The sequence below is a fragment of the Delftia sp. HK171 genome (assembly GCF_001886655.1).
GTDB lineage: Bacteria > Pseudomonadota > Gammaproteobacteria > Burkholderiales > Burkholderiaceae_C > Comamonas > Comamonas acidovorans.
Window position 1 is genome coordinate 3,465,797 of the sequence record NZ_CP018101.1, and the last position, 17,885, is coordinate 3,483,681.

Genomic DNA, 17,885 nt, shown 5'->3' on the forward strand with positions numbered 1-17,885 from the left:
AGCATTCAATGCCTGCCCCGGGCCTGAACCGCAGGGCACTGCTGCAATGGGGCGCCCTGCTGACGGCGGGCGCCGTGCTGCCCGGCTGCGGCGGAGGAGGCGGGCCGCGCGACGATCTGCCCGAGCCGCAGGCGCTGCGCTCCGTCAACGGCGTGCTGGAGCTGCACCTGAACGTGGGCTATGCGTCCATGGACATGGACCTGCCGGACAGCGACATCGCGCGCTGGGCCCGCTATCCGGCCGATCGGCAGCCCGGGCGGCGTCTGGAGCTGCGCAGCTTCAATGGAAGATACACGGCGCCCACGCTGTGGCTGCGCCCCGGCGACACGCTGAAGATGTGGGTGCACAACCAGCTGCCGGCCTCGCCCCAGGGCTCGGACTGGGCGCTGCTCAACCACCAGAACAGCACCAACATGCATTTCCACGGCCTGCACGTGGACCCGCGCGAGATACGGCCCGGTGTGTTTGGCGACTACGTGGTGGACGGGCCGGATGCCGGCATCGCGCCCGGCGCCACGCGCTACCACGAGATCCATCTGCCCGACGACCACAGTTGCGGCATCTACTGGTACCACCCGCATCTGCACGGCGCCACCAATGCCCAGGTCTCCAGCGGCATGTTCGGCGCCATCATCGTGGCCGATGCGCAGGACCCGTTCCGTGCCAGCGTGAACATGCGCGAGCGCGTGCTGTTCGCCCACAAGCTCACCGTCAATGCCAAGGGCCGCACCGATACGCTGGAAGACTCGATGGAGAATCCGGCCGGCGCCTTTTTGCTCAACGGCGCCTACCAGCCCACCATCGTGATGCGGCCCGGCGAGGTGCAGCATTGGCACATCGTCAATCCTTCGTCGTTCTACCCGCTGCATCCCGTGCTCGACGGGCATGTGATGAATGTCTATGGCCGCGACGGCAACCATTACGGCGGTATCTACCGGCCGCTGAGCCGGCAGACGGCCGGGCAGCCGCTGGACATGCGCGACTGGCCCGGCAACTACATCTACCCGGGCGGGCGCCTGTCCATGGTGGTGCAGGCATCGATGGCGCCGGGCGAGTATTTCCTGCGCGCGGCCGCGTGCCCGTCCTTTCACCGGCCAAGCGGCAACGAGCCCTTCGAGGAGGTGCTGGCCCGGGTGGTGGTCCAGGGCGAGCCCGTGCAGGCCCGCGTGCCCGACCCGGCCCTGCTGCGCCGGCCCGGCGACTACACGCCCATCACCGATGCCGAACTGGCCAGCCATGGTGGCGTGCAGCGCGTCCTGCGCCTGGCCGTGCTGGCCGACGACGCGGACAAGGGCGTGCGCGACCCGGCCCTGGCGCCCATGCCGGCCGGCGAGAGCTGGGTGCTGAAGGTGGGCGGCAACCGATCGGTGTTTGCGGTGGGCACCGAGGCCATGCCGCTGGGCATGTCGCCCATTCATTCCAGCCTCACGCCTGTGCAGACCGTGCCCTTCAATGCGGTGGAGGAGTGGACGGTCTACAACTACAACGGCTACCCGCATCCCTTTCACATCCACGTCAACGACTGCTATGTGGTCAGGGTCAACGGCGCGCCGGTGACGCCGTTCTGGGCCGACACCCTGCCCGTGCCGCCGGGCACGGGCAGCAGCGGGGCGGCGGGGGTCACCAAGGGCAGCATCACCTTTCGCATGCGGTTCGCGGATTTCCACGGCAAGTTCGTCTGGCATTGCCATGCGCTGGACCATGAGGACCTGGGAATGATGCAGATCGTGGATGTGCGGCCCTGAAAGCCGGGCTTGTCCGATCGGCCATTCCCGAGCCCTTCCGGCTTCATGTTGCAAGCCCTTGAATTCATTGGCCTGCAAGAAATGCTTGCATTTGCGGGCGGGCCGTGAGCGGCCCGGCCCGAATCGCGTGTGGCACACTTGGCCGCTTTTCCGGATTCCACGCCACGGGGCGCCTCTCGAATGCAAAAAATCATTGGCCAAATCGCCGCAGAACTGAATGTCAAGCCGCAGCAAGTGGGTGCTGCGGTCGAATTGCTTGATGGCGGAGCCACGGTTCCGTTCGTCGCCCGCTACCGCAAGGAAGTGACCGGCGGCCTGGACGATGCGCAATTGCGCCAGCTCGACGAACGCCTGGGCTATCTGCGCGAGCTGGAAGACCGCCGGGGCACGGTGCTCAAGGCCATCGACGAGCAGGGCAAGCTGACCGATGCGCTGCGCCTGGCCATTGCCAATGCGCCGACCAAGCAGGAGCTGGAGGACATCTACCTGCCCTTCAAGCAAAAGCGCCGCACCAAGGGCCAGATTGCCAAGGAATTCGGCATCGAGCCGCTGGCCGACAAGCTGTTTGCCGACCCCACGCTGGACCCGCACAAGGAGGCCGAGGCCTTTTGCAAGCCCGCCACCACCCTGGACGACGGCAAGCCGGGCCCCGATTTCTCCACCACCTTCGCCGTGCTCGATGGCGTGCGCGACATCCTGTCCGAGCGCTGGGCCGAAGACCCGGCGCTGGTGCAGAAGCTGCGCGAATGGCTGTGGGAAGACGGCCTGCTGCGCTCCAAGAAGATCGAGGCCAAGAACGAGAACGACCCCGAGGTCGCCAAGTTCCGCGACTATTTCGAGTACGACGAACCGATTGGCCGCGTGCCCTCGCACCGCGCCCTGGCCGTGTTCCGCGGCCGCGCGCTGGAGATCCTCGAAGCCAAGCTGGTTCTTCCCGTGGAGCCCGAGCCCGGCCAGCCCAGCCTGGCCGAAGGCAAGATTGCCCTGCACCTGGGCTGGAGCCACGCCAAGCGCGCCAGCGACGATCTGATCCGCAAGTGCGTGGCCTGGACCTGGCGCGTCAAGCTGAGCCTGTCCACCGAGCGCGACCTGTTCTCGCGCCTGCGCGAAGACGCGGAGAAGGTGGCCATCAAGGTCTTTGGCGACAACCTGCGCGACCTGCTGCTGGCCGCGCCTGCGGGCCAGCGCGCCGTCATCGGCCTGGATCCGGGCATCCGCACGGGTGTCAAGGTGGCCGTGGTGGACAGCACGGGCAAGCTGGTGGACACCACCACCATCTACCCGCATGAGCCGCGCCGCGACTGGGACGGCTCCCTGGCCGTGCTGGCCCGCCTGGTCGAAAAGCACCAGATCAACCTGATTGCCATCGGCAACGGCACGGCCAGCCGCGAGACCGACAAGCTGGCGGCCGACCTGATCAAGATCGCCAGCAAGGCCGACCGCCAGATCGAGAAGGTCGTGGTCAGCGAGGCCGGCGCTTCCGTGTATTCCGCCAGCGAGTTCGCCTCGCAGGAAATGCCCGATGTGGACGTGAGCCTGCGCGGCGCCGCCAGCATTGCGCGCCGCCTGCAGGACCCGCTGGCCGAGCTGGTCAAGATCGACCCCAAGAGCATCGGCGTGGGCCAGTACCAGCACGACGTGAACCAAAGCGAGCTGGCGCGCCAGCTCGACGCCGTGGTCGAGGACTGCGTGAACTCCGTGGGCGTGGACCTGAACACGGCCTCGGCGCCGCTGCTGTCGCGCGTCTCGGGCCTGTCGGGCAGCGTGGCCAAGTCGGTGGTGCGCTGGCGCGATGCCAATGGCTCCTTCAAGAGCCGCAAGCAGCTGATGGACGTGGCCGGCCTGGGCGCCAAGACCTTCGAGCAGTCCGCAGGCTTTCTGCGCATCCGCGGCGGCGACAACCCGCTGGACATGACCGGTGTGCACCCGGAAACCTATCCCGTGGTCGAGCGCATCATTGCCACCACGGGCAAGAGCGTGGACCAGCTCATGGGCCGCTCCGAGGTGCTCAAGGGCCTGAAGGCCGAGCAGTTCGTGAACGAGCAGTTCGGTGCCATCACCATCAAGGACATCCTGGGCGAGCTGGAAAAGCCCGGCCGCGATCCGCGCCCGGACTTCGTCGTCGCCCGCTTCAATGACGGCGTGGAAGACATCAAGGACCTCAAGGAAGGCATGACGCTGGAGGGCACGGTCAGCAACGTGGCCCAGTTCGGCGCCTTCGTGGACCTGGGCGTGCACCAGGATGGCCTGGTCCACGTCAGCCAGATGAGCCACAAGTTCATCGAGGACGCGCGTGAGGTCGTCAAGACCGGCCAGATCGTCAAGGTCAAGGTGCTGGAGGTCGATGTGGCGCGCAAGCGCATCAGCCTGACCATGAAGCTGGATGCGGCGCCCGCGCGGCGCGACGGCCCCCGTGACAACCGCTTCGAGAGCGCAGGCCGAGGCAGCCAGGGCCATCAGGGCGGCCAGCGCCGCGCGCCCGAGCCGGCGCAGCAGTCGGCCATGGCCTCGGCCTTCGCCAAGCTGCAGACCCGCAAGTAAGGCCGGGCAGGGCAGGGCAGGAAACGCGATGGCTGCGCACGCACTGGATCTGCAGACGCTGTTGACCCAGACGCTGGCCCTGCCGGCGCAGCCGCGCATTGTGGCCCTGCTGCTGCGCGAGCTGGTGCCCGAGCAGCCCAGCCTGCGCCGGCTGAGCCAGCTGTTCGCGGCCGACCCCGCGCTGGCTGCCGGGCTGCTGGCGCAGGCCAACGGCCCGGTCTTCGGCATGGCGGGCCGTGTCACCGGCATTCCGGAGGCGCTCGCACTGCTGGCGCCCGCGCAGTTGCGCCAGATCGTGCGGGGCATGCCGCTGGGCGTGGGCACGCATGCCGTGCCGGGCGTGGCCATGCCGGCCTTCTGGCGCTACAGCGTGGATGCCGCACGCGTGGCCCGCGCGCTGGCCGGCACGGTGCAGGCCAGCCCCACGGCGGCCTATGCGGCAGGCCTGCTGCACGGGCTGGGCGAGCTGGCCATGCACATGATCGATCCCGGCCGCGCGGCCACCATCTCCGAGCTGGTCGGCCCGCTGGACCCGCGCCGTGCCGAACTGGAGATGCGGCTGTGCGGCTACGCATACAGCCATGTCAGCGCAGGCCTGGCCCGGCGCTGGAATCTTCCGCCGCTGCTGGCCGACGCGCTGCAGCACCTGCACGCGCCGCTGGCCCAGCCCGGCTTCGATCCCCTGGCCTGCGTGCTGCACATCGCCGCCTGGCGCGCCCGATCGCGCGAGGCGCAATGGGGCGAGCGCGCGCTGGCCGTGAGCTTTCCCGGCGAAGTGGGGGTGGCCCTGGGCCTGGACATCGACATGGTGCTGCGCCAGGACCCGGTGGACTGGATGGCCGACACGGGCCTGGATGTGCTGCTTTAGGGCAGGACCCGGGGCCAGCGTCAGTTCCGGTGCCAGGGCGCCGGCACCATGTCGAAAAGCGGCGTGGGGTCGCGCCGGTAGGGCGCGGGGCTGATGGGGGCCATGGGCTGCATGGTCATGGGGTCGATGCGTGCCAGCTGCTGCATCCAGCCAATGTCCACACCGCCGCCCTGTGCGGGGCGCGAATAGATCAACTCCAGCATGCGCCGCGATGCCACATGGCCGTGGGACGCCGCCTGCTGGTACAGGCGCAGGGCCTCGGTGTAGTTGGCCGGCACGCCTTCGCCACGGTGATAGCGCTGGGCCTGCTCCCACTGCTGCTGGGCCGTGACGGGCTGTCGCACCTGGATGTCCTGCTCGCTGGGCGAGCCCCGCAACTCCGGCGTGCGCTGCAGCCGTTGCGGCCCCTGCGCCGCAGGCGGGGCAGACGTGCCCTGGGCCGACACCAGCTGGCCCGCGGGCCGCATGCGGTCGCCCAGCATCTGCGCATTGGTCGCCGCGCTGGATGAGCGTGGCGCCGCCGCGCGGAACTGGCGCAGGGCGGCCTCGGGCTCGTCCTGCGCGAGCAGGGCCAGGCCCCATTCCAGCTGTGCGCCGGGGCTGCCCGAACGCGCCGCGCGCTGCAGCAGTTCCTGGTCGGGCGTGCCTGCCACGGTCAAGGCCTCGCCCACGGGCTCGGCCGTGGACAGCGGCGCCAAGCGCCGTGCCAGCAGCCATTCCAGGTATTGCGCACGGGCCGGGTCGGTCTTGGCCAGCTGGGCGATCCAGGGCCTTGCGGCCGGTGGATCGGGGGGCTGGCCGCAGCCGTCCATGGCGCACCAGGCCAGTCCCGCGCTGGCCAGCGGATGGCCGGCGCGCTGGGCACGCTCGAACCAGGTCCTGGCCTGTGGCCCGTCCTGGGCCATGGCAATGCCATGCAGTGCCAGCAGGCCCATGACCCATTGCGCCTCGCGCTGCGTGGCCGGGCTCACGCCCTTGCCTTCGGCGCGGCTGCGCAGTTGGGACAGGGCCCGTTGCTGGGCGGTATCCGAGGTCGAATTGATGTTGCTGGTGCCCGGCTGGGAGCCGTACACGCTGGCCGTCGCCACCCGGATGGGCATGACCGGCGTGAAGCGGGCTGCCGCCTGCACATGCGGCAGCACGGCGGGCGCCAGACCGGGCAGCACCACCAGCAGCCCGGGCAGCACAAGCCTGGCGGTCAGGCGCAGCCCGCGGCGCCGCCGCGGGGAGGTTTCATGAGCGCTGGAGGGCATGGCAGGTGCCTCTGGTTGGCTTGTGGTCCGCACCGTGCATCAGCGCTTGGCCTGGGCCGGCACCACCTGCCAGAAGCGGGCCGAGCCGGTGTACCCGTCTGCGCCCAGCGAGCTGGCCATGTACTGGTTGACATCCTCCAGGGAGCGCATGCCCGGGATGGCGATGAAGGCCTTGCCCTGCAGCAGCGTGGGCAGCTTGTCGGTCATGTTCTGCTCGGTAGCGAAGCAGGCCACGCCTTCCTTGCCGGGAGGGCCGGCGTTGATCACATAGCCGGGGTTGGGGCTCATCCAGTCGGGCAGGCGCACGGACTGGGCGGCGGTGATCCAGCCCGAGCGGTTCACGTCGTTGGGCACCAGCCGGGTGACCTCGCCATCGGCGCCCGCCATGAAGCACGACAGGTAGGAGGCACGCGACACGGTGGTGGACAGGAAGAGCTGTTCACCCGTCTCGAAGGAGGTGCGGGTGGGCGTGATGTTCTCCACCCACAGGTCCAGCTTGCGGTCGGGCGCGGGGCGCCGTAGCGGTAGTCGCCCGTGCCCACGGCCACGTTCTCGGAGGCGGTGGTGACCGGCGCTGCGCTCTTGGTGTTCCAGCCAATGCGCGTGATGTGCCCATCGGCGCCCACGGCCACGAAGTCGCGCAGTGCGCGTTCATAGGTGTTGAAGTCCACCACGCCGTTGACCACCATGCCGCTGTCGGCCTGGAAGCGCCCTATGGCCTCGCGCCACTGCGGGTTGCCTGCGGTGAAGGCCGGGGCGTCCGGCGGCAGATAGCCCTTGCTGATCAGCGACTGGCGCACCAGTTCCTGGTGGATGCCGGCTTCGCCTTCCTCGTACCAGTCGCGCAGCTGGCGCTGGAAGTCGGGGTGGGTCTGGTCCAGCGTCAGGCACTGCCAGTAGGGCAGGCGCGACCATTTGCCCAGCAGCTCGATCATGCCCAGCTCGACCAGGGTGCGCACGGCCGGGCCCGAGCCCTGGGCATAGTCGCGGCCCACGCTGAACTGCACGCCGTAGGTGCCGATGCGGCCGGACAGGTCCAGCCCCTGGCTGCCGTTGCCGATGACGACCTCGTTGGCCGAATCCAGGCCCGGGATGATGGTGCGCGTGCGGAAGTCGCCCAGGTGCAGCTCCATGCCCAGCACGGCGCCGCTGCGGTTGGCGCTGTAGCCGGTTTCCAGGCGCGATGCGCTGGTGCCTATGTCCACATTGTTGCGCAGCACGTTCTGGTCCATGAAGGACACGGCGCCCGACACATACAGGGCAGGGCGCTGCAGCTGGATCTGGTTGTTGTTGAGCAAGATGGTGGTGAGGTTCTGCACCGTATCCTGGCGGGCGATGTCCACCTCATAGTCCACGTAGCGGAAGGCACTGCTGACGCGCGACATCTGGGACAGGGCGGTGACCACCATCTCCTTGGCGGCCACGGCCACGCGGCCCGAGTAGTCGGGCAGCTGCTTGCTGGTGATCAGCACCGTGGGCATGTGGCTGTTGCGGAACATCCTGTCCATGCACATCAGCGAGTCGGAAAAGCTCGATATCGAGCGCACCGGCCTCACCACGGGGCGGTCGGCCGCATAGACCTTGTCCAGGTACTTGGCGTCCTTGCGCGCATCCAGCGGCGCGCAGCCCGACAGCAGCACGATGGACGCCGAGACGGCGCAGGCAATGGCCCGCATGCAATCCTGTCTGCCGGACCATCGCTGGCGGAAAGTCCCACGGTCGTCCGCATGGCCGCCGAGTGCCGGCTGCAGCGCGGCATCGGGGCGGGGAAGTCCTGGCGATGGAAGGCGGTTGCGCATGATGGACCTCTGCTGGAAAACGGCGAGCCAGGGCACAGGCGCGCACGGGCGTCGGCGCCGGAAATGGGGGATCGAGAAATGGTGGGCGGCCCGAAGGCTGGCCGCCCGGTGTCGCGCTAGCGGCAGACGTTGACCAGGTCGCCCTTGAGGACCACGATCTGGTCCTTGGTCTGGGGCCCATAGCGGTTGAATGCGCTGGCGTTGGTGTTGCTGGCCAGGTCCTGGGTGCAGGTGCGCTGCATGCCCGTGCTGCTCGTCGTGGTCGTGGTCACCACGTTCGCCTCGGTGGAGATACCGGGCGCATTGGTCATGGACATGGCTTCGTAGCGCGCGATCTTGGCCTTGACATTGATGGGGATGTCGGTGACGGTGTCCAGCCCCGACGATGTCGGCTGCTTGGCCGTGGGCAGCCTGAGGTAGTCGACGGGCTTGTTCAGCACCACCGGGTCTTCGCCGGGGGCTGCTGCATGAAGGGGGTTCGCTCCGAGGGCGAGCCAGGCCAATAGGGCAGCCGAACAGAGATGGGCGGCGGTGTGCATGGTGGGCTCTCCTGGTGCGGTGAGCTGGGTCTTAGCCGGGAAGGTGCCGCCGGGTGGCCTGGGGCCGCCCGGCAGTTTCCTTCGTCCGGCAGCCAGGCTCAGTGGTTGTTGTAGCAGGTCACGCAGCCGTTGTTGCTGGAGATGTTCTGCACTGCCATGGAACCGTTGCCGGCGTAGTTGATGATGCCGGAGTTCTTGGCAGCCACCACCTGGATCGAAGTGCTCTTCACGTCCACTTCGCCATAGTTGGAGGCCAGGTTGTTGACGGCCACTGCGCTATAGCCATCGGCCTTGTTCAGGATGCCGCTGCCGGTGGCTGCGACGACCTGCAGCGAGCTGCCACTGCGATCGATGGTCACGTTGCCTGCATTGCTGGCCAGGTTCTGGGAGGCCTTGCCACCACCCGTTGCCACGTTCAGCACGCCGCTCCTGTTCAGCAGGGTGACCTGAACGCTGGGGCCATTGATTTCGATCTGGGAGCTGCTGCTGCCGCCGCCGCTGCCGCCACCGCCGCCACCACCCATGGGGCCTGCCATGGCAGCTGTTGCGATCAAGCTCAGGGAAAGAATTGCAAGCGATTTCATGATGGCTCCTTGATGAAGAATCGGACTATCAGGAAGAGGTGTGTAAGCACCCGTTTTGCAGACACTTTGCGGAGGTTTCCGGCTTTGTCTCCCTGGACCCCTGCTCGTTGTCTGGACTCCAATGTGCTCGGGGAGATCCGTCCGTTCCATCTCTTGTCCGGGGTAGCCATGAGCGCTGATCCACTTGCCGGGTACTTACCCACCCAAGCCGTTTGCAGGCAGGCTGCATCGCGTTAAAACGGCAGCCGTGCGCGATGAATGGATCTGGGTAGTTTCAAGGTGTAACGACAGAAAATTTACGGTTGCAGCTTTGCTTGGGGTCGCCGTTTCGGCGGGTGCGGGGGGGTTTGGGCAACCTGGTGTATCGAAGTGCACGCACCTGAGGCCGGCGGCGGCAACAAAGGCAGGATCGGCCTTTGTCACAGGACGGGATTGGCGGCGTGGTGCGCGGTGTCTGGATCCGCAAGATCTGCCGGACCGGCGCTCAGGAAACCCCGTAGTCGATTCCTCACACAAAGGTGTTAATTTGTAATCTACGCAATCTTTCACAAACTTCGTCAAAGATTGTGGATATCGGTTGCGATTTCTCTTAATGTGGAAAGGCAAGTCTGTGATCGGTTGCGTCATACACATGGCGTGACATTTGAGGAGAGCAGCATGAATCCATCCGACGTTCCCGCCGATGCCCGTCCCCTGATCGCCGAGTCCCCTCGCGCCCAGGGCATGCTGGGCACAGGTCTGAGCTCTGCCATGTGGCCCGACTACCTGGCGGGCCAGCCCGACAAGCCCGTGCGGGTGCTGCTGGTGGACGACGATGCCCATATCCGCATGGTCATTGCGCAGGAAATCATGAACGACCCGCGCACTCTGGTCGTGGCCCAGGCCGGCAGCGTGCGCGACGGGCGCAAGGCCATCCGCCAGCATGAATTCGACGTGATGCTGGTGGACCTGAACCTGGGTGACGGCGAGGGCTTCGAGCTGCTGGACATGATGAAGACCGTGAGGCCCACGGCCGAGGCCGTCATCATCTCCGTGATGGAAAACGACGAACAGGTGCTGCGTGCCTTCGAGCTGGGCGCCACGGGCTACCTCGTCAAGAACTCCTGGTTCGGCAACTATCCGCAGGCCGTGCTGCAGGTGGCCAATGGCGGCGCATCCGTCACCCCCAGCCTGGCGCGCAGGTTGTTGCAGCGCTTCGACAAGACCCAGGGGGCCGAGCCCAAGCGCCGCACGCCCGACGAGGCAGACCGCCTGTCCACCCGCGAGCGCGAGGTGCTGCGCATGGTCGCCAGCGGCTATACCAGCGCCGAGATCGGCTCGCGCCTGATGATCAGCGCCATGACGGTCAACACGCACATCAAGAACATCTACCGCAAGCTGCAGGTGCGCACACGCGCCCAGGCGGTACGCTTTGCATCGCTGCGCGGCCTGTTCTGATCCTGGGGCGGCGTCCTGCCCGCAGCGGCCTGCCGCCGCCCGGGCCATGGCGGCCGCGCCTGGCACAGCTTGGCCATGAAAGATCCCCTTCGCACGCTGGCCATCTGCCTGGCCCTGGGCCTGCTGCAGATGCTGGGCCTGTGCGCCTGGCTATGGCAGGCGGGCGCCCAGGCCCCGCCGTGGCTGAGCCTGGCCAGCCTGGCCCTGCTGGTATCCACGGCGCTGCTGTGCGCCATGGGCGCCCGGCGACTGCACAGGCTGCTGCTGTGGCGGCGGCGGCGCAGTCCCCGGCCCTCGCGCGAAGTGCAGGCCGAGCGCCGGCGCATTGCCGCCGACCTGCACGACGGCGTGGGCGGGCTGCTGGTGCATGCCATGGCCTTGCTGGACCCGCGCGAGACCCGCCAGCGCCAGGCGCAGGAATTGCTGGAGCAGGGCTTGCTGGACCTGCGGCTCATGGTGGATGCCATGGACGCCATGGAAGACGCCTTGCCCGTGCGGCTGGCGCGCCTGCGCCACCGGCTGCAGCCCGTGCTGGACCGGCGCGGCATGCGCATCTGCTGGAGCGTGGCCGATCCGCATGCCGCCGCCGGGCTGCGCGGGGTGCCGGACCTGCCCGACCTGCCAGACCTGCCGCGTGGCCAGCCGTCCCAGCAGTTGCTGGCCATCGCCCAGGAGGCCGTGAGCAATGCGCTGCAGCATGCGCGCGCCACCACGCTGTGGCTGGTGCTGGAGCCGGTGGATCGTGCAGATGCTGCAAGCCCTGGTCGCGATGCCCGGCGTGCATTGCACTGGGAACTGCGCGTGGAAGATGACGGCTGCGGCCTGCCGTCCGACCCTGACCCTGACCCTGCGCAGGGTGCCATCCCGCCTGGCCTGCAGGGCATGGGCCTGGCAGGCATGCATCGCCGCGCCCATGCCATCGGGGCTGTGCTGGACATCCTGCCGCGGGCCGGTGGAGGTACCGTGGTGCGTGTGCGCTGGTGATCGGTTCGATGCGCCGGCGGCAACGGCGTTCCGGCAATTGCGGTGCCCGCTGACAGGGCAGGCCTGCGGCGCGCTGTGCAATCCCCCGATATGCGGATGTGAGGCAGTATCCATACCTGCATCCAAGCCCTGACATCCCGTTTCCATGAACCCACATTCCGACCCTGCGCCGTCGCCTTCACGGCAGGCCCTTCCTGCAGCCGCCGAAGGCGCCAATGCTGTCAATGCAGCCGCTAATTCCGCCACCCATGCCGCCACCCATGCAGATTTCGCGCGCAGCGTGCGTTCGGCCCTGCCGGGCCTGGCACAGCTGGCCGACATGGTGCCCGCGCTGCGCCTGCTCACCGGGCTGCTGGTGGCCAGCATCGTCATTGCCGGCCTGTATTTCGGCCAGGGCCTGCTGATTCCGCTGGCGCTGGCGCTGCTGTTCGGTTTTTTGCTGGATCCGGCCGTCTCCCGGCTCAAGCGCTGGGGCATGCCGCGCATGGCGGCCACGTTGCTGGTGGTGGTCATGGCGCTGGCGACGCTGGCGGGAATGGGTACCTATCTGGGCAGCCAGGTGCAGCAGCTCAGCGCCGATCTGCCCACCTACCAGAACACCATCCGCGACAAGCTGCGCAGCCTGCGCAGGAACGCCAACATGCCCAGTGCCTGGGACGGCGCGCTGCGCACCTATGACACCGTGGAGCGCGAGATATCGCGCGGCGCCACCACGCCCCGCGTGCAGAAGGTGGAGATCCAGTCGCCCGAGCAAAAGCCCACGGCGCGCATGCTGCAGTGGCTGGGCCGCGTGGCCGAGCCCGTGACCATGGCCGGCATCGTGCTGCTGTTCGTGATCCTCATCCTGCTGGACCGCGATGACCTGCGCGACCGATTGCTGCGCCTGATGGGCGGCAACCTGCACGTGGCCACCGACGCGCTGGACGAGGCCTCGCAGCGCATAGGCAAGTACCTGCGCATGCAGTTCGTCGTCAACATCACCTACGGACTGCCCATGGCGGCGGGGCTGTGGTTCATTGGCGTGCCGGGCGCCATTCTCTGGGGCGTGCTGGCGGCCATCATGCGTTTCGTGCCCTATGTGGGGGCCATGATCTCGGCCGCCTTCCCGCTGGCGCTGGCCTTTGCCGTGGACCCGGGCTGGCAGATGCTGCTGATGACGCTGGGCCTGATCATGGCGCTGGAGCTGATCAGCAACAACCTCATCGAGCCCTGGCTGTATGGCAGCAGCACGGGCCTGTCCACGCTGTCCATCATCGTGTCGGCCACCTTTTGGACGGCGCTGTGGGGGCCGATAGGGCTGATTCTGTCCACCCCGCTGACGGTCTGCCTGCTGGTGCTGGGGCGCTACATCCCGGCGCTGCAATTCATGGAAGTGCTGCTGGGCAGCTCGCCCGTGCTGGGGCCGGCCCAGCGCCTGTACCAGCGCCTGCTGGCCGACGACGTGGAAGACGCGGTCACGCTGGCGCATGAACTGGTGGACGCAAGGCTGCCGGCGCGCGCCTCGGCGGACGAACGCTCGGCAGCGGTGGCCGGTTTCTATGACGAGGTGGCCATCCCCGCACTGCGCCTGGCCACGCAGCAGCACCTGGAATCGGCCACGGCCGAACACCGGCTGCGCCTGTCCAGCGGCATGGATGCCCTGATCGAGGAACTGCGCGAAAGCCATCCGCCGCCCGCTGCGGCCCTGGCCACGCGCGCCCTGCGCATCCATTGCGTGGGCGCGCGCTGGGAGGTCGATGCCCTGGCCGCCGCCATGGTGGCGCACAGCGAGGCGCTGCGCGGCCACGTGGTCAGCTGCTCGGACTGGGCCCTGGCCGCCGACCCGCAATGGCGCCAGTTGGGACCGGGGCAGGGCGGCCTGCCGCAAGGCCACGCAGGAGCGCAGGCCCTGGCCGAGGCGCAGTTGCTGGTGCTGTCCGTCTTCAGTACCCAGCCCCAGACCGTGGTGCGCCAACTGATGCGCCGCGTGCGCCGCCATTGGCCGCACCTGCGCGTGGTGCTGGCGCTGTGGAATGCGCCGGCCGTGGTGTCCGACCCCGAGTTCGCGCGCCGCTGCGGCGCCGCCGCCTGCGTGTCCGGCCTGCGCGAGCTGCAGTTGTGGGTGGACGCCTTGCGCCTGCCTGACGCGGCAGGCCAGGGCCTGGCCGCGCCCATTCCCGATGACGACGCGCAGCGCGTGCGCCAGCTGCACGACAGCGGCGTGCTCGGGCCCGGCCTGCCGCAGCTGTACCACGAGGCAGCTCAGCAGGCCGCCAATGCCTTCGATGTGAAATGGGCCCAGGTCTCATGGGTCGATGCCGACCGCGTGCACACGCCCGGCAGCCTGCTGGTGGCGGACCAGGGCGACCCGGCTTCCGCCGGCATGCCGCGTGCGCAGTCCATCTGCTCCTACGTGGTCCATGGCGGTGACGCCCTGGTGGTGCATGACGCCGCGCGCGACCCCCGATTTGCCGGCAACCCCGCGTTGCAGGCCATGCGGCTGCGCTTTTACGCGGGCGTGCCGCTCAAGAACCGCCACGGCACGGTGCTGGGCAGCTTTTGCATCATGGACGACGCGCCGCGCGAGGTCTCGGCGGCCGATCTGGAGCTGCTGGGCGTCATGGCCGAGCAGTTGATGCAGAACGTGGAGGTGCGCCGGATGATGGAAGCTGGCGCTGCACCGGCTCCGGTGCAGACTCCTGCACAAACTTCGGCGCAATTGACCTCCCAAACGACACCCCAGCCACCATCGTCGTCACCATCGACAACACCCCAGCCGAGTGCTGGCGGCTGAGTCCCGCTTACAGCGAGGTGGCCAGCATCTGCTCGTAGTCGTCGGCGCTGGCCAGGCGCGGGTTCGTGCCGTGGCAATGGTCCTTGAGCGCGCCGCCGATCACGGCTGCGAACTGGGCGCGCTCCACGCCCATGGCCGACAGGCCCGTGGGCAGGCCCAGGCGGGCGTTCATGTCGCGTATGGCTTCGGGAATGTCGCTGCCCGAGTCCAGGCCCATGGCGTGGGCCATGCGCTGCAGGCGCTGTTCGGCGCGCACGCTCTCGGCCTCGGCATTGAAGCGCACCACGGCGGGCAGGAACATGGCGTTCAGCGTGCCATGGTGCAGGCGCGGGTTCACGCCGCCCAGGCTGTGGCTGAGGCTGTGCACGCAGCCCAGGCCCTTCTGGAAGGCCATGGCGCCCTGCATGCTGGCGCTCATCAGCTGGCGGCGCGCCTCGGCGTCCTGGCCGTTGCGCGTGGCGCGTTCGATGTGGGCCCAGCCGCGCGTGAGGCCATCGAGCGCAATGCCGTCGGCAGGCGGGTTGAAGGCCGCCGCCATGAAGGTCTCCATGCAATGGGCGATGGCGTCCATGCCCGTGGCGGCCGTCAGCATGGCGGGCAGGCCGTAGGTCAGTTCCGGGTCGCAGATGGCGGCACGGGGCACCAGGTGCCAGCTGTGGAAGCCCAGCTTGCGGTGGTCGTCCACGATGATGATGGCGCCGCGCGCCACCTCGCTGCCCGTGCCGCTGGTGGTGGGCACGGCGATCAGCGGGGCCACGCGCTCGCTGATGCGCGGCGAGCCGCCCTCGATGGTGGCGTAGTGCGACAGCGGCCCTTCGTGCGTGGCTGCAATCGCCACGCCCTTGGCGCAGTCGATGGCGCTGCCGCCGCCCACGGCGATCAGGCCGTCGCAGCGCTGCTCCTGGTAGATGGCAGCGGCCGCGCGCACGGCGGCCTCGGTGGGGTTGGAGGGCGTCTGGTCGAACACTGCATGCGGCATGCCGCCCAGCGCATCCAGCGCCCTTTGCAGCACGCCAGCGGCCTTGACGCCCTGGTCGGTGACGATCAGCGGCCGCGTGATGCCCACGCGCTCGCACTCCTGGCGCAACAGGCGCACGGCGCCGAAGTCAAACTGGATCTGGGTGACGTAGTTGATGAAGGCCATGGTCGGTGACTCGTTGCGGGCCGTTGCGGCCCATGGTGGGATCAGGGGGAGTGCGCCGAATCTAGACCGCGCGTGCTGCACTGCAAACAAAGCAAACCCTGAGAGGGCGCTGCGGCGGTCACGGGGGCGACAGCGCGGGCATGCGCTGCCATCGCATGGCTGCCAGGGCCTTGTGCTCGCGGCACAATGCCTGCTGCGCCGTGCCTGCCGCACCTCGCCGGCCGCACCGAATTGCCTTGCCAGATAGTCGCTACCGAACCTGTCCCTGAACGTGCTCCTGAACGTGCCCCAGACTGAATCCTCCTCCCATGCCACGCCGCTGCCGGCGTCCCTGACCCACCAGATGCGCGATGTGCTGCGCCGCATGGAGCGCGCCGCGCGCACGCCCCTGCACCAGCTGGGCGCCGAGGGCGCACGTGCCGCCTACGAGGCGGGGGCCGGCGTGCTCGAAATTCCCAAGCCGGTTCTGCCGCGTGTGGAGGATCTGCAGATTCCCGCGCGCGATGGCGCCTTGCTGCCCGCTCGGCTCTATGCGCCCGTGGAGCGCAGCCAGGCGCCGGCCACGGGCCTGCCCGTGCTGCTGTACCTGCACGGCGGCGGCTTCACCGTAGGCAGCGTGGCCACGCACGACGTGCTGTGCCGCCAACTGGCCCATCTGTCGGGCGCCATGGTGGTCTCGCTGGACTATCGGCGCGCGCCAGAGCACAAATTCCCCACGGCCCACAACGACGCCTGGGACGCGCTGCAGTGGCTGGCCGCGCAGGCGGCCTCGCTGGGAGCCGACCCTGCGCGCCTGGCCGTGGGCGGCGACAGCGCGGGCGGCACGCTGGCCGCAGCCTGCGCCATCCATGCGCGCGACACCGGCCTCAAGCTGGCCCTGCAACTGCTGATCTACCCGGGCACGACGGCGAACCAGGACACCGACTCGCACCGCCGCTTCGCCCACGGGCTGGTCATTGACGAGCCGGCCATCACCTGGTTCTTCGCCCAGTACCTCAACAGCCCCGCCGACCGCGAGGACTGGCGCTTTGCCCCGCTGCTGGCCCCCGATGTGGACGGCGTGGCCCCGGCCTGGATAGGCCTGGCCGAATGCGACCCGCTGGTGGACGAGGGCGTGGAATACGCCGACAAGCTGCGCATGTCCGGCGTGCCCGTGGACCTGGAGATCTACCGGGGCGTGACCCATGAATTCGTCAAGATGGGCCGCGCCATTGCCGAAGCGCGCCGTGCACATGCCGACATGGCGCGCGCCTTGGCCGACGCCTTCGCGGCCTGAAGGCCAAGGCGCACCAAAACACACCAAGACACCCCAAGACAACAGGAGAGAAACACCCCCATGCAACGCCAAGATTTCCGCACGCTGCAACGCATCGAAGTGCGCTGGTCCGAAGTGGACGCCCAGAAGATCGTCTTCAACGCCCACTACCTGATGTACGCCGACGTGGCCGTCACCGACTACTGGCGCCAGCTGGGCCTGCCCTATGAATCGTCCTTCGCGGCCCTGGGCGGCGAGCTGTTCGTCAAGAAGGCCACCACCACCTACCACGCATCGGCCACGCTGGGCGACGTGCTGCATGTGGGCATACGCTGTGCCAGGCAGGGCAATACCTCGCTGTTGTTCGAGGCCGGCATCTTCCGCGGCATGGAGCTGCTCAACACCGTGGAGCTGGTCTATGTGTTCGCCGATGCCACCACGCGCCAGCCGCTGCCCGTGCCGCAGCAGCTGCGCGACGTGCTCACGGCCTATGAGGCCGGCCAGAGCGTGGTGCGCGTGGCATCGGGCAGCTGGAACGACCTGGGCCGCGACGCCGAGCGCCTGCGCCTGGCCGTGTTCGTGCACGAGCAGGGCGTGCCGCGCGAGATCGAGATCGACGAGTTCGACCCCGTGGCCCGCCACGCCGTGGTCTACAACGGCCTGGGCCAGCCGATCGCCACCGGCCGCCTGGTCAGCGACAGCCCCGGCGCGGGCAGGATCGGCCGCATGGCCGTGGACCGCAGCGTGCGCGGCGGCCGCTGGGGCCGCATCGTGCTGGACAGCCTGGTCGAAGCCTCGCGTCAGCGCGGTGACCGCGAAGTCGTGCTGCATGCGCAGCGCCATGCCGAGTCGTTCTACCTGCGCGCGGGCTTCACGCCGGAAGGCGAGCCCTATGAAGAGGCCGGCATCCCCCACATCACCATGAGGAAAGTGCTCACCGCCTGAGCTGCAGGCAGCTCAGGC

General features: G+C 68.6%; 14 protein-coding genes. 8 read left to right on the forward strand and 6 right to left on the reverse strand.

Annotated features, from left to right (window positions below):
- The first annotated feature begins 8 nt into the window (after positions 1-8).
- The 3 genes from BO996_RS15660 (at position 9) to BO996_RS15670 (ending at position 5,154) form a co-directional block, all read left to right on the forward strand.
- Positions 9-1,745 carry a multicopper oxidase family protein gene (locus tag BO996_RS15660; protein ID WP_013802714.1) on the forward strand — a complete coding sequence of 579 codons (1,737 nt, stop codon included), beginning with the start codon at positions 9-11 and terminating at the stop codon, positions 1,743-1,745.
- Positions 1,746-1,925: 180 nt separating this feature from the next.
- On the forward strand, positions 1,926-4,286 hold the full coding sequence (locus tag BO996_RS15665; protein WP_043820880.1) for a Tex family protein: 2,361 nt from the start codon (positions 1,926-1,928) through the stop codon (positions 4,284-4,286).
- A gap of 28 nt (positions 4,287-4,314) precedes the next feature.
- Positions 4,315-5,154, forward strand: a complete 840-nt coding sequence (locus BO996_RS15670; RefSeq protein WP_043820881.1) for an HDOD domain-containing protein — start codon at positions 4,315-4,317, stop codon at positions 5,152-5,154.
- A 20-nt stretch (positions 5,155-5,174) separates the two neighbouring features.
- On the opposite strand, the gene BO996_RS15675 is transcribed toward BO996_RS15670, so the two are convergent.
- The 5 genes from BO996_RS15675 to BO996_RS15690 form a co-directional block, all read right to left on the reverse strand.
- A complete protein-coding gene (locus BO996_RS15675) occupies positions 5,175-6,407 on the reverse strand; it encodes an SEL1-like repeat protein (RefSeq protein ID WP_071955515.1) in 1,233 nt (410 codons plus the stop codon).
- 39 nt (positions 6,408-6,446) lie between these two features.
- Positions 6,447-6,824 (reverse strand): DUF4384 domain-containing protein, encoded by a 378-nt coding sequence (locus BO996_RS29705; RefSeq protein ID WP_232240329.1) that lies wholly within the window; start codon positions 6,822-6,824, stop codon positions 6,447-6,449.
- Positions 6,746-8,083 (reverse strand): peptidoglycan-binding domain-containing protein, encoded by a 1,338-nt coding sequence (locus BO996_RS15680; RefSeq protein ID WP_232240330.1) that lies wholly within the window; start codon positions 8,081-8,083, stop codon positions 6,746-6,748. The genes BO996_RS29705 and BO996_RS15680 overlap by 79 nt, the downstream gene beginning before the upstream one ends.
- Positions 8,084-8,322: 239 nt before the next feature.
- Entirely contained in the window at positions 8,323-8,745 is a 423-nt protein-coding gene (locus tag BO996_RS15685; protein WP_012205216.1) for a hypothetical protein, read from the reverse strand.
- Positions 8,746-8,843: 98 nt separating this feature from the next.
- Positions 8,844-9,329 carry a hypothetical protein gene (locus tag BO996_RS15690; RefSeq protein ID WP_012205217.1) on the reverse strand — a complete coding sequence of 162 codons (486 nt, stop codon included), beginning with the start codon at positions 9,327-9,329 and terminating at the stop codon, positions 8,844-8,846.
- A gap of 657 nt (positions 9,330-9,986) precedes the next feature.
- Here BO996_RS15690 and BO996_RS15695 point away from each other — a divergent pair.
- The 3 genes from BO996_RS15695 (at position 9,987) to BO996_RS15705 (ending at position 14,523) form a co-directional block, all read left to right on the forward strand.
- Entirely contained in the window at positions 9,987-10,766 is a 780-nt protein-coding gene (locus BO996_RS15695) for a LuxR C-terminal-related transcriptional regulator (protein WP_012205218.1), read from the forward strand.
- Positions 10,767-10,841: 75 nt separating this feature from the next.
- Positions 10,842-11,750 (forward strand): sensor histidine kinase, encoded by a 909-nt coding sequence (locus BO996_RS15700; protein WP_232240331.1) that lies wholly within the window; start codon positions 10,842-10,844, stop codon positions 11,748-11,750.
- 145 nt (positions 11,751-11,895) lie between these two features.
- Positions 11,896-14,523 carry an AI-2E family transporter gene (locus BO996_RS15705; protein WP_071955519.1) on the forward strand — a complete coding sequence of 876 codons (2,628 nt, stop codon included), beginning with the start codon at positions 11,896-11,898 and terminating at the stop codon, positions 14,521-14,523.
- A 7-nt stretch (positions 14,524-14,530) separates the two neighbouring features.
- Here BO996_RS15705 and BO996_RS15710 read toward each other — a convergent pair whose 3' ends face one another.
- Complete coding sequence (locus BO996_RS15710; protein WP_071955521.1) at positions 14,531-15,667, reverse strand: iron-containing alcohol dehydrogenase; 1,137 nt, start codon at positions 15,665-15,667, stop codon at positions 14,531-14,533.
- 271 nt (positions 15,668-15,938) lie between these two features.
- On the opposite strand from BO996_RS15710, the gene BO996_RS15715 reads away from it, so the two are divergent.
- Complete coding sequence (locus BO996_RS15715) at positions 15,939-16,943, forward strand: alpha/beta hydrolase (RefSeq protein ID WP_071955523.1); 1,005 nt, start codon at positions 15,939-15,941, stop codon at positions 16,941-16,943.
- A 60-nt stretch (positions 16,944-17,003) separates the two neighbouring features.
- Positions 17,004-17,867, forward strand: a complete 864-nt coding sequence (locus tag BO996_RS15720) for a YbgC/FadM family acyl-CoA thioesterase (protein WP_063326323.1) — start codon at positions 17,004-17,006, stop codon at positions 17,865-17,867.
- Positions 17,868-17,885 lie beyond the last annotated feature (18 nt).

Excerpts from the sequence above, each read along its gene's own strand:
- BO996_RS15660 (WP_013802714.1), top strand. The coding sequence starts at position 9 with ATGCCTGCCCCGGGCCTGAACCGCAGGGCACTGCTGCAATGGGGCGCC.
- BO996_RS15700 (WP_232240331.1), top strand. The coding sequence starts at position 10,842 with ATGAAAGATCCCCTTCGCACGCTGGCCATCTGCCTGGCCCTGGGCCTG.
- BO996_RS15705 (WP_071955519.1), top strand. The coding sequence starts at position 11,896 with ATGAACCCACATTCCGACCCTGCGCCGTCGCCTTCACGGCAGGCCCTT.
- BO996_RS15675 (WP_071955515.1), bottom strand. The coding sequence starts at position 6,407 with ATGCCCTCCAGCGCTCATGAAACCTCCCCGCGGCGGCGCCGCGGGCTG.
- BO996_RS15680 (WP_232240330.1), bottom strand. The coding sequence starts at position 8,083 with ATGCGGGCCATTGCCTGCGCCGTCTCGGCGTCCATCGTGCTGCTGTCG.
- BO996_RS15665 (WP_043820880.1), top strand. The coding sequence starts at position 1,926 with ATGCAAAAAATCATTGGCCAAATCGCCGCAGAACTGAATGTCAAGCCG.
- BO996_RS15685 (WP_012205216.1), bottom strand. The coding sequence starts at position 8,745 with ATGCACACCGCCGCCCATCTCTGTTCGGCTGCCCTATTGGCCTGGCTC.
- BO996_RS15720 (WP_063326323.1), top strand. The coding sequence starts at position 17,004 with ATGCAACGCCAAGATTTCCGCACGCTGCAACGCATCGAAGTGCGCTGG.
- BO996_RS15690 (WP_012205217.1), bottom strand. The coding sequence starts at position 9,329 with ATGAAATCGCTTGCAATTCTTTCCCTGAGCTTGATCGCAACAGCTGCC.
- BO996_RS15670 (WP_043820881.1), top strand. The coding sequence starts at position 4,315 with ATGGCTGCGCACGCACTGGATCTGCAGACGCTGTTGACCCAGACGCTG.
- BO996_RS15695 (WP_012205218.1), top strand. The coding sequence starts at position 9,987 with ATGAATCCATCCGACGTTCCCGCCGATGCCCGTCCCCTGATCGCCGAG.
- BO996_RS15710 (WP_071955521.1), bottom strand. The coding sequence starts at position 15,667 with ATGGCCTTCATCAACTACGTCACCCAGATCCAGTTTGACTTCGGCGCC.